The sequence below is a fragment of the Pelomonas nitida genome (assembly GCF_043555975.1).
In the GTDB taxonomy this organism is placed as follows: domain Bacteria; phylum Pseudomonadota; class Gammaproteobacteria; order Burkholderiales; family Burkholderiaceae_C; genus Pelomonas; species Pelomonas nitida.
In genome coordinates this window covers 57,596-69,687 of the sequence record NZ_JBIGIA010000006.1, presented here as the reverse complement: position 1 = coordinate 69,687, position 12,092 = coordinate 57,596, and the positions used below count along the sequence as shown (strand labels likewise).

Sequence of the window (12,092 nt, the reverse complement as noted above, 5' to 3'; positions counted from 1 at the left end):
ACCACCGCCGGGCCGCCCTACCCAGTCAGCAGCACTTGCCGGTGCGCGAGGCGTAGCGCGCCGCCTGGCGCTCGCGGAAGAACTCCTCGTAGCTCATGGCCGGGCGCTCCGGGTGCGTGGCCTGGTGGTGGGCCAGGTAGCTGCCGTAGTCGGGCACCCCCACCATCAGGCGCAGGCTCTGCGTCAGATACCGCCCGGCGCGGACGATGTCGGCGCGGTCAAGCATGCTGGGCCGCAGGCAGCGGCACGAAGGCCGTCTCCTGCGCCGTGACCCGGCCGCTGCGCCGCGCGGCCAGGATGGCCTTGACGCTGTAGACCAGCACGCTCAGCACCACGCCCATGAACAGCGCACACAACGCGGCGTCCAGCCGGTCGTTGAAGACGACCCGCGACATCGCATCCAGCGTCTTGGCCGGGGCCAGAACCTTGCCTTCGGCAATCGCCGCCGCGTACTTGTCGGCGTGGGCCAGGAAGCCCAGCTTGGGGTCGGCCGAGAAGATCTTCAGCCAGCCAGCCGTCATCGTGCAGCACAGCAGCCAGGCCGCCGGCACGGCCGTGACCCAGGCATAGCGGTCCTTCTTCATCTTGAAGATGACGACCGTGCCCAGCAGCAGCGCCACGGCAGCCAGCATCTGGTTGGCGATGCCGAACAGCGGCCACAGCGTGTTGATGCCGCCCAGCGGGTCGACGACGCCTTGGTAGAGGAAATAACCCCAGGCCGCGACGCACAGGCCCGTGGCCAGCAGGTTCGCCACCCACGACTCCGTGCGCTTGAGCGACGGCACGAAGCTGCCCAGCAGGTCCTGCAGCATGAAGCGGCCGGCGCGCGTGCCGGCGTCCACGGCCGTCAGGATGAACAACGCCTCGAACAGGATGGCGAAGTGATACCAGAAGGCCATCATCGCCTTGCCGCCGATGACCTGGTGCAGGATCTCGGCCATGCCCACGGCCAGCGTCGGTGCACCACCGGCGCGGGCCAGGATGGTCTTCTCGCCGACGTCGGCGGCCGCCTGCGTCAGCATGTCGGGCGTGATGACGAAGCCCCAGGTCGACAGCGTCTGCGCGACCGTGGCGGCATCCTTGCCGACGACGGCGGCCGGGCTGTTCATCGCGAAGTAGACGCCCGGCTCGATGCACGACGCCGCCACCAGCGCCATGACGGCGACAAAGCTCTCGGCCAGCATGCCGCCGTAGCCGATGTAGCGGGCATGCCGCTCGTTCTCCAGCAGCTTGGGCGTGGTGCCCGACGAGATCAGCGCGTGAAAGCCCGACACCGCACCGCAGGCGATCGTGATGAACAGGAAGGGGAACAGATTGCCCGCCCAGACCGGGCCGCCGCCGGCCGCGAACTGCGTGAGTGCGGGCATCTTCAGCGGCGGCGCCACGATGACGATGCCGATCGCCAGCGCGACGATGGTGCCGATCTTCAGAAAGGTGCTGAGGTAGTCGCGCGGTGCCAGCAACAGCCACACGGGGATGCAGGCCGCGACGAAACCGTAGCCGATCAGCGCCCACACCAGCTGCACCGGCGTGAACGTGAAGGCGTGCGAGAGCGTCGGGTGCTCGCTGACCCACTGGCCACCGAAGATGGCCGCCATCAGCAGCGCGAAGCCGATGATGGACACCTCGCCGATGCGACCGGGCCGCAGGAAGCGCAGGTACACACCCATGAACAGCGCCACCGGAATCGTCGCCGCCACTGTGAACAGGCCCCACGGCGAATCGGCCAGCGCCTTCACGACGATGAGGGCCAGCACCGCCAGGATGATGATCATGATCATGAACGCGCCGAACAGCGCGATCAGACCGGGGACCGTGCCCATCTCCTGCTTGACGAGGTCGCCCAGCGAGCGGCCGTCACGGCGCGTGGAGATGAACAGCACGATGAAGTCCTGCACCGCACCGGCAAACACGACGCCGGCCAGGATCCACAGCAGCCCGGGCAGATAGCCCATCTGCGCCGCGAGCACCGGGCCCACCAGCGGGCCGGCGCCGGCGATGGCCGCGAAATGGTGGCCATACAGCACGTGCTTGTTGGTGGGCACGTAGTCCAGGCCGTCGTTGTACTTCCAGGCCGGCGTCTGGCGCTTGGCGTCCAGGCCCAGCACCTTGTCGGCGATGAACAGGCTGTAGTAGCGGTAGGCGATGAGGTAGGTGCAGATGGCGGCGGCCACGACCCACAGCGCGCTGATCGTCTCGCCACGGCTCAGGGCCACGGTGGCGAGGGATGCAGCGCCCAGGATCGCAACGCCCGCCCACGCGAGGTGGCGGCGCAGATTCATGATGAGCTTGTCTCCGTTGCGGCGCGCACGTCGACGATTCGGGCGGCGCTACCGTGCAGCCAGTTTCGGCAACCGACACCGCCTCGGCATCGGTCAAGACGCGCGACCCAGGCCCGCAGCACCACTTAAGGGCAAACCCGGCACCGCCGCCCATCGATCGCTTCACACCCGCTTACGTCTGCGGCGCGGCGGTAGTCAACGAATCCGCCCGGCTGGCGTTCTTGATGCACGGCCCGCATCGGGCACGCTTCTGAAGGAGATCCACCATGATCCGTTCCGTCCTTGCTGGTCTGACTGCCGGCGTCGCCCTGCTCGCCGCCACGGCAGCGCATGCGGAGACGCGCTGGTCCATCGGCATCAACCTGCCGCCGGCTGGCGTGGTGGTTTCCAACGGCCCCGGCTATTACGTCGAACCGGCGCCGGTGTATTACGCGCCGCCCCCGCCGCCGCCCGTCTACGTGCCCGCGCCGCGTTATGTCGTGCGCGACGTGTACTACGCACCGCCCCCGCCGCCCGTCATCTACGAAACGCGACGCTGGGACCATCACCACAGCCACCACGGTCACCGTGACTACCGCTATCGCGACGACGGCTGGCGCGACGGCCGCGACGGCGGCCCCTACCGCGGCCGCTGAGCGGTTGACCGGCGGCTGGCTCCGGCCGCCAGCCGCCGACGCCAGCCGCCTCAGCCGGGTCGGCGCGCGGCGCGCACGTCCTCGACCAGCCGCTCGAGCGTGCTCAGCTCGAACGGCTTGAGCAAGGCCCTGACATTGCAGCCAAAGCCAGCCAGATCGCCCATCACGTAGCCGGACGAGAACACCAGCCATTCGTCGGGCGCCTGCGCCAGGATGGCCCGGGCCAGCTCCACGCCGGACATCGCCGGCAGGCTCACATCGGTGATGACCAGGTCGAAGCGCCCCGGCGCATAGGCGGCCAGCGCGGCCTCCGCCGTCTCGCAGGTCGTCAGCGTCAGCCCCTGCTCCTCCAGCAGCCAGGCGATCTGCTCGCGCAGGTCCATGTTGTCCTCGACGAACAAGGCCCGCAGCGGCGACTGCGGCTCGGGCTGCACCGACGGCCGCGGCGGCGCCAGTTCCGCCACGGTGCGCGCCAGCAGGCGCGGCGAGGCGCCCTTGTGCAGGCAGCGCTGGAAGCCGGCCTTCAGCGCCGCTTCGCGGTCGGCTTCGCGCACATAGGCCGTCACCGCAGCGGCGCCCATCTCGTCGGCGCCGATCTGCAGCCCGCTGCGCACCTGCTGGATCAGCTCGTAGCCGCCCATGCCCGGCATGCCCAGGTCACTGAGCATCACGTCGAAGCGCTGCTCGCGCAGCACCGCCAATGCGGCCTCGCCCGACTCGGCGGACACGACCTCGGCGCCGCGCTCGGTCAGCAAGCGGGCATGCACCTCCAGCAGGTCCCGGTGGTCATCGACCAGCAGCACGCGCAAGCCCGCAATGCCCGGCTCGCCGCCCGTCGCCTGTGCGGCCGCATCGTCCAGGCTCGCCGCCAGCGGCGACTGCGCCGCACGCGGCAACCGCACGGTGAACGTGGCGCCGCGGTTCAAGCCGTCGCTGTGGGCGCTGACGCGGCCACCATGCAGCTCCACCAGGTTCTTCACGATGGACAGCCCCAGTCCCAGCCCGCCATGCACGCTGGTGGCGGCACCGTCGGCCTGGCTGAAACGGTCGAATAGCCGGGGCAGGAACTCGGCGGCGATGCCCTGGCCCGTGTCGCTGATGCGCAGCTCCACCCCCTGGGGCTCGACCACCGTCTCGACGATGACGCGCCCGCCTGCTGGCGTGAACTTCATCGCATTGGTCAGCAGGTTCATGGCGACCTGCGTGAGCCGCCCTTCGTCCGCGTAGACCTCGACCGGCTGCGGCGCGAGCTGCACCACGATGCCCAGCTGGCGCGACTCCGCGATGGGGCGCGCGTTGTCGGCAGCGCCGGCCACGATGCCGTTGAGGTCCAGTCGGCTGACATTCATCAGCTGCTTGCCCGCCACGATGCGGCTCATCTCCAGCAAGTCGTCCACCAGCACCGACTGCGCCTGCGCGTTGCGCGCAATGGCCTGCATGCCTCGCTGCAGCATGGACGGCGCCACACCCGGGTGCGACAGCACGTTCACCCAGCCGACGATGGCCGCCAACGGCGTGCGCAGCTCGTGACTGATGGCGGCGAGCAACTCCTCCTTCGCCCGCGCCGCGTGGTCGGCTGCGCCGCGCGCGGCCTGCTCGGCAGCCAGCAGCTGCTCGCGGTGCAGTTGCAGCTCGCGCCGGTCCGTGATGTCGTGAAAGTACACCGACAAGCCGTCCTGCGACGGATGGCAGTGGCACTGCAGCCAGCGCTCGCCGCCCGCCGCGCGGGCCTCGAAGGACACGGCCTGGCCGCCCGACCACGCCCGCCCGAACCCGGCCGCGAACTCGCTGCCACCGAACACCTCCGCGCTGCGCAGCCCCGTCAGCTCATCGGCGCGCCGCCCCAGCAGCCGCGCGCCCTGTTCGTTGACGTAGCCGATGCGGCCGTCCCGCTCCACGAGCAGCAGGCCGTCCGTGATGCTGCTCATCATGGCCTGCAGCCGGCGGTCGGCTTTCACGAGCGCCTCGGTGCGTTCCACCACCCGGCGTTCCAGCGTCTCGTTGAGCTCGCGCAGCCGCTCCTCCGCACGGCTGCGTTCCTCCACCTCGGCACGCAGCGCAAGGTTGGCGCGCTGCAAGGCCCGCGTCTTGCGGTCCAGCTCGGCGAACACCGCCACCTTGGAGCGCAGCACATCGGCATTGACCGGCTTGTGCAGATAGTCCACCGCGCCGGTGCCATAGCCCTGCAGGCGGTGCTGGTCTTCGTCGAAATAAGCCGTCAGGAAGATGATGGGCAGATGCGCCGTCTTCTTGCGCTGCTTGATCATCTGCGCGAGCTCGATGCCGTTCATGTCCGGCAGCTGGATGTCCAGCACGAGCACGGCGAACTCCTGCGCCATCAGAGCGAGCAGCGCCTGGTCGGCCGACTGCGCCCGCACCAGGCGGTAGCCCGGATCGTTCAGCACGGTCTCGAGCACCAGCAGGTTGGCGGGTTCGTCGTCGACGATGAGGATGTTGGTCAGCTCGGCAGGGCTCATCGACGACATATCAGCAGGTTTCCATGGCGGGCCGAGCGCCGGGCCGCTCCCAAGCCGGCCCGGGCCGACGATGTGCTTGCGGCTCGACGCCGCAAGCATCGTCGTCCCCTCGGGGGACCGACCGGATTCGCTCGCGTACAGCGACGCGAAGCTGGGCGAGGGGTCTCATCGGTACAACCACACACGCATCAGCGACAGCAATTGCGCCGTGTTGACCGGCTTGGAGATGTAGTCGCTGGCACCGGCCTCCAGGCACTTCTCGCGGTCACCCTTCATCGCCTTGGCCGTCAGCGCCAGGATGGGCAGGTTGCGGAACTCGGCGTGTGAGCGGATCTCCCGCATGGTCTCGTAGCCGTCCATGTCGGGCATCATGATGTCCATCAGCACGAGATCCAGGTCCGGTGTGTCCTTGATGATGTCGATGGCCGCGCGGCCGCTGGTGGCGGTCAGCACGTCCATGTCCTCGTTCTCGAGCAGGGTCGTCAACGCGAAGATGTTGCGCGCGTCGTCGTCCACCACCAGCACGCGGCGCCCGCGCAGCATCTCGGAGGCGCCGTGCAGCCGGCGCAGCATGTCCTGCTTGTCCGGCGGCAGCTCGCTGACGACCCGGTGCAGGAACAGCGCCGTCTCGTCGAGCAACCGCTCGGGGCTCTGCACATCTTTGAGCACCACGCTCTTGGCCAGCGTACGCAGCTGCCGCTGTTCGTTGTAGGACAAGTCCTTCCCGGTGAACACCACCACGGGCACGTCGGCCAGCGCCGGCTCGGCGTGCAGCCGCTCCAGCAGCTCGAAGCCGCTCATGTCCGGCAGGCGCAGGTCCAGCACGATGCAGTCGAAGGCCTGGCCGCGCAGCGCCTGCAGGGCCTCGGCACCGCTGCCCACGGCGCACAGTTCGATGTCGCCGTGCCCGAGCAGCTCGACGATGGCCTGGCGCTCGATGTCGTCGTCCTCGATGACGAGCAGCCGGCGCGTGCGCGGCACCGTGAAGTCACGGATGCGGTCCAGCGCCGCCTCCATGCCCTCGCTGGTCGACGACTTCAGCTCGTACGAGAACGCGCCGTGCGCGAGCCCGTGGTTGCGGTCCTCCTCGGCGACGCTGAAGATCTGCACGGGGATGTGGCGCGTCTCGGGGTCCAGCTTCAGCTGGTTCAGCACCGTCCAGCCCAGCATGTCGGGCAGGAAGATGTCCAGCGACACGGCGGTGGGCTTGAAGCGCCGCGCCAGTTCCAGCCCGTGGCCGCCCTTCAGCGCGACCAGGCCCTTGAAACCGCGGTCGCGCGCCAGGCCCAGCACGATGCGCGCGTAGTGCGGGTCGTCCTCGATGATCAGCAGCACCGACTCGCCATCGACGATGTTGTCGCGGTCGTCGGCCACCTGCGTCTCGCGCACCAGCGGCAGGCTGCTGCGCAGCGGCGCCACCGGCGGCAGCGGCAAGCGGCCCGCCTCTGGCAATGGCGGCCGGGCGCCATCGGCACCGCTGAAATGCAGCGGCAGGTAGAGCGTGAACGTGCTGCCCTGCCCCGGCTGGCTGGCCAGGCGGATTTCGCCGCCCAGCAGCGCGGCCAGCTCGCGGCTGATGGCCAGGCCCAGGCCCGTGCCGCCGTACTTGCGCGAGGTGCCGGCATCGGCCTGCTGGAAGGCCTCGAAGATCAGCCGCTGCTTCTCGGGCGCGACGCCGATGCCGGTGTCCTCCACGGCGAACGCCAGCACCAGCGGGGCCTTGGAAAGCACCGGGTGCTCGGGGCTCCAGCCATCGCGGGCGAGGCTCACGCGCAGCTCCACATGCCCCTGTGACGTGAACTTCACCGCGTTGGACAGCAGGTTCTTCAGGATCTGCTGCAGCCGTTTGGCATCGCTCTCCATGCTGCGCGGCAGGTCGTCGGCGAACAGCAGCCGCATCGGCAGGCTCTTGGCCTCGGCCACGTGGCGGAAGTTGCGGTCGATGCTGTCACGCAGCGAGGCGAACGAGATCTCCTCAATCTCCACCGTGACCGTGCCGGACTCGATCTTGGACAGGTCCAGGATGTCGTTGATGAGGTGCAGCAGGTCGGAGCCCGACGAATTGATGTTGCGCGAGAACTCGACCTGCTTGGGCGACAGGTTGCCGTCGCTGTTGCCGGCCAGCTGCTGGCTCAGGATCAGGATGGAGTTCAGCGGCGTGCGCAGCTCATGGCTCATGTTGGCGAGGAACTCGCTCTTGTACTTGGACGTCAGCGCCAGTTCGGCGGCCTGGTCTTCCAGCGCGTGGCGCGCCTGCTCCACCTCGGCGTTCTTGCGCTCCACTTCGGCGTTCTGCTCGGCGAGCAAGCGCGCCTTGGTGCCGAGCTGCTCGTTGGTCTCCTGCAGCTCGCTCTGGCGCGACTGCAGTTCCACGGTCAGTTGCTGCGACTGCGCCAGCAGCGCCTCGGTGCGCATGGTCGCCTCGATGGTGTTGAACACCGCGCCGATGCTCTGCGTCAGCAGTTCCAGGAAGGCCAGCGAGCCGCTGCTGAAAGGCTGCAGCGTGGCCAGTTCGATGACGGCCTTGGTCTGCCCCTCGAACAGCACGGGCAGCACGATGACGCTGACGCGGTGCGTGCGGCCCAGGCTGGACGAGATGGCCACGAAGTCAGACGCGATGTCCGCCAGCAGCGTGCTGCGCTTGTCCAGCGCGCACTGGCCCACCAGCCCCTCGCCCAGCGCGATGCTGGACGTGAGCTTCACGCTGTCGGACTGTGCGTAGCTGGCCAGCAGGCGCAGGCGCGGCGTGTCGTCGCCTTGCGCGCCGGCCAGGTGGTAGATCGTGCCCTGGTGGATCTGCACCAGCGGCGCCAGCTCGGCCAGCAGCATGCGGCTGACCGTGGCCAGGTCGCGCTGGCCTTGCAGCATGGCGCTGAAGCGGGCGACGTTGGTCTTGAGCCAGTCCTGCTCGCGGTTGCGCGCGGTGGTCTCGCGCAGGTTGGAGATCATCGTGTTGATGTTGTCCTTGAGCTCGGACACCTCGCCCTTGGCCTCCACCTGGATGGCGCGCGTCAGGTCGCCCTTGGTCACGGCGGTCGCCACCTCGGCGATGGCGCGCACCTGCGTCGTCAGGTTGGCGGCGAGCAGGTTCACGTTGCCCGTCAGGTCTTTCCACGTGCCGGCCGCGCCCGGCACCTGGGCCTGCCCGCCCAGCCGGCCATCCACGCCCACCTCGCGCGCGACGTTGGTGACCTGCTCGGCGAACGTCGCCAGCGTGCCGGTCATGTTGTTGATGGTGTCGGCCAGTGCCGCCACCTCGCCCTTGGCCTGCACCGTCAGGCGCTGCGTCAGGTTGCCGTTGGCCACGGCCGTCACCACCTTCACGATGCCGCGCACCTGCTCCGTCAGGTTGGAGGCCATGAAGTTGACGTTGTCGGTCAAGTCCTTCCACGTGCCGCCCACGCCGGCCACCTGGGCCTGGCCGCCCAGCTTGCCCTCCGTGCCCACCTCGCGGGCCACCCGCGTGACCTCGCCGGCAAAGGCGTTGAGCTGGTCGACCATGGTGTTGATGGTGTTCTTCAGCTCCAGGATCTCGCCCTTCACGTCCACCGTGATCTTGCGGTTCAGGTCGCCGCGGGCCACGGCGGTCGTCACCTCGGCGATGTTGCGCACCTGCGCCGTCAGGTTGGCACCCATGGTGTTGACCGAGTCGGTCAGGTCCTTCCACGTGCCGCCCACGCCGGGCACCACGGCCTGCACGCCCAGGCGCCCTTCGGTGCCCACCTCGCGCGCCACGCGCGTCACTTCGGAGGCGAACGAGCGCAGCTGCTCCACCATGGTGTTGATGGTTTCCTTGAGCTGCAGGATCTCGCCGCGCACGTCCACCGTGATCTTCTTGGACAGGTCACCGTTGGCCACGGCGATGGTCACCTCGGCGATGTTGCGCACCTGGCCGGTCAGGTTGCTGGCCATGGAGTTGACGTTGTCGGTCAGGTCCTTCCATGTACCGGCCACGCCCAGCACGCGCGCCTGGCCGCCGAGCTTGCCCTCGGTGCCCACCTCGCGCGCCACGCGGCTCACCTCCGACGCGAACGCACCCAGCTGCTCGACCATGGTGTTCATGGTTTCCTTGAGCTGCAGGATCTCGCCCTGCACGTCCACCGTGATCTTGCGGCTGAGGTCGCCGCGCGCAATGGCCGTGGCCACGTCGGCGATGTTGCGCACCTGGCCGGTCAGGTTGCTGGCCATGGAGTTCACGTTATCGGTCAGGTCTTTCCATGTGCCGGCCACGCCGGGAACCACGGCCTGGCCACCCAGCTTGCCGTCGGTGCCCACCTCGCGCGCCACGCGTGTGACCTCCGACGCGAAGCCGTTGAGCTGGTCCACCATGGTGTTGATGGTGTTCTTCAGCTCCAGGATCTCGCCACGCACGTCCACCGTGATTTTCTTGGACAGGTCGCCGTTGGCCACCGCCGTCGTCACCTCCGCGATGTTGCGCACCTGGCCCGTCAGGTTGGAGGCCATGAAGTTCACGTTGTCGGTCAGGTCCTTCCACGTGCCGGCCACGCCTGGCACCTGGGCCTGGCCGCCGAGCTTGCCGTCCGTGCCCACCTCGCGCGCCACGCGGCTCACCTCGGAGGCAAAGCCGTTGAGCTGGTCCACCATGGTGTTGAGCGTGTTCTTCAGCTCGAGGATCTCGCCCTTCACGTCGACCGTGATCTTTTTGGACAGGTCGCCGTTGGCCACGGCGGTCGCCACGTCGGCGATGTTGCGCACCTGGCCCGTCAGGTTGCTGGCCATGGAGTTGACGTTGTCGGTCAGGTCCTTCCACGTGCCGGCAACGCCCGGCACCTCCGCCTGGCCGCCGAGCTTGCCGTCGGTGCCCACCTCGCGCGCCACGCGGCTGACCTCGCCGGCAAAGCCGTTGAGCTGGTCCACCATCGTGTTCATGGTGTTCTTCAGCGCCAGGATCTCGCCCTTGACCTCAACCGTGATCTTCTTGGACAGGTCGCCGCTGGCCACGGCGGTGGCCACCTCGGCGATGTTGCGCACCTGACCGGTCAGGTTGCTGGCCATGGAGTTCACGTTGTCGGTCAGGTCCTTCCACGTTCCGGCCACGCCGCGGCCCTGCGCCTGACCGCCCAGCTTGCCCTCGGTGCCCACCTCACGGGCCACACGCGTGACCTCCGACGCGAAGCCGTTGAGCTGGTCCAGCATCGTGTTGATGGTGTTCTTCAGCTCCAGCATCTCGCCGCGCACGTCCACGGTGATCTTCTTGGACAGGTCGCCGTTGGCCACCGCCGTCGTCACCTCCGCGATGTTGCGCACCTGGCCCGTCAGGTTGGAGGCCATGAAGTTCACGTTGTCGGTCAGGTCCTTCCACGTGCCCGCCACGCCCGGCACCTGGGCCTGGCCGCCGAGCTTGCCGTCGGTGCCGACCTCGCGCGCCACACGGCTGACCTCGCCGGCAAAGCCGTTGAGCTGGTCCACCATCGTGTTCATGGTGTTCTTCAGCGCCAGGATCTCGCCCTTGACCTCCACGGTGATCTTCTTGGACAGGTCGCCGCTGGCCACGGCGGTGGCCACCTCGGCGATGTTGCGCACCTGGCCCGTCAGGTTGCTGGCCATGGAGTTGACGTTGTCGGTCAGGTCCTTCCACGTGCCCGCCACGCCCGGCACCTGGGCCTGGCCGCCCAGCTTGCCCTCGGTGCCCACCTCGCGCGCCACGCGCGTCACCTCGGACGAGAAGCTGTTGAGCTGGTCCACCATGGTGTTGATGGTTTCCTTCAGCTCCAGGATTTCGCCCTTCACATCCACCGTGATCTTGCGGCTCAGGTCACCGCGCGCGACGGCCGTCGTCACGGTTGCGATGTTGCGCACCTGGGCCGTCAGGTTGGTGGCCATCGCATTGACGGAGTCGGTCAGGTCTTTCCACGTGCCGGCCACGCCCGGCACCACGGCCTGGCCGCCCAGCCGGCCGTCGGTGCCCACCTCGCGCGCCACGCGCGTCACTTCCGACGCGAACGATCGCAGTTGATCCACCATCGTGTTGGTGGCTTCCTTCAGCTGCAGAATCTCGCCGCGCACGTCCACCGTGATCTTCTTGGATAGGTCACCATTGGCCACGGCGATGGTCACGTCGGCGATGTTGCGCACCTGGGCCGTCAGGTTGCCGGCCATCTGGTTGACCGACTCGGTCAGCTCGCGCCACACGCCCGACACGCCCTTCACCTGGGCCTGGCCACCCAGCTTGCCCTCGGTGCCCACCTCGCGCGCCACGCGCGTCACCTCGGACGTGAACACCGACAGCTGCTCGATCATCGTGTTGACCAGCCGCGCCGAGCGCAGGAACTCGCCCTTGAGCTCGCGGCCGTCCACCTCCAGCTCCATGGCCTGGCCCAGGTCCCCCTTGGCCACCGCGCCGATGGTGCGCGCGATCTCGGCCGTCGGGCGGACGAGGTCGTCCAGCAGCGTGTTGATCGACTCTACCTTGAGCGCCCAGCTCCCTTGCGAACCCGGCAGCGACATGCGGTGCTTCAGCCGCCCCTCCCTGCCGACCGTCGCCGACAGCCGCGCGACCTCATCGGCAATGCGGGCCTCCTGCGCCGTGATCTGGTTGAAGGCGGCGGCGATCTGCCCCTCCACGCCCTCCCAGTCGCTGGGCAGGCGCACGGCGAAATCACCGTCGCGAAACGCGAGCATGGCCGCCAGCACCTGGCGCGCACGCACATCAGTGAGATCCGCCGACGGCGCGCCGC

5 protein-coding genes are annotated in these 12,092 nt (G+C 68.7%); 1 reads left to right on the top strand and 4 read right to left on the bottom strand.

What is annotated here, in order from left to right; genetic code table 11:
• Positions 1-25: 25 nt before the first annotated feature.
• Positions 26-226, bottom strand: a complete 201-nt coding sequence (locus ACG00X_RS09270; protein WP_394487841.1) for a YbdD/YjiX family protein — start codon at positions 224-226, stop codon at positions 26-28.
• Positions 219-2,282 carry a carbon starvation CstA family protein gene (locus ACG00X_RS09265; RefSeq protein ID WP_394487840.1) on the bottom strand — a complete coding sequence of 688 codons (2,064 nt, stop codon included), beginning with the start codon at positions 2,280-2,282 and terminating at the stop codon, positions 219-221. The genes ACG00X_RS09270 and ACG00X_RS09265 overlap by 8 nt, the downstream gene beginning before the upstream one ends.
• Before the next feature lie 266 nt (positions 2,283-2,548).
• On the opposite strand from ACG00X_RS09265, the gene ACG00X_RS09260 reads away from it, so the two are divergent.
• Positions 2,549-2,917, top strand: a complete 369-nt coding sequence (locus tag ACG00X_RS09260) for a hypothetical protein (RefSeq protein WP_394487838.1) — start codon at positions 2,549-2,551, stop codon at positions 2,915-2,917.
• A 50-nt stretch (positions 2,918-2,967) separates the two neighbouring features.
• Here the strand turns inward: ACG00X_RS09260 and ACG00X_RS09255 are convergent, their stop codons facing one another.
• Both ACG00X_RS09255 and ACG00X_RS09250 read right to left on the bottom strand, forming a co-directional pair.
• Complete coding sequence (locus ACG00X_RS09255; protein WP_394487837.1) at positions 2,968-5,394, bottom strand: response regulator; 2,427 nt, start codon at positions 5,392-5,394, stop codon at positions 2,968-2,970.
• A 165-nt stretch (positions 5,395-5,559) separates the two neighbouring features.
• Positions 5,560-12,036, bottom strand: a complete 6,477-nt coding sequence (locus ACG00X_RS09250) for a HAMP domain-containing protein (protein WP_394488060.1) — start codon at positions 12,034-12,036, stop codon at positions 5,560-5,562.
• Positions 12,037-12,092: the final 56 nt, after the last annotated feature.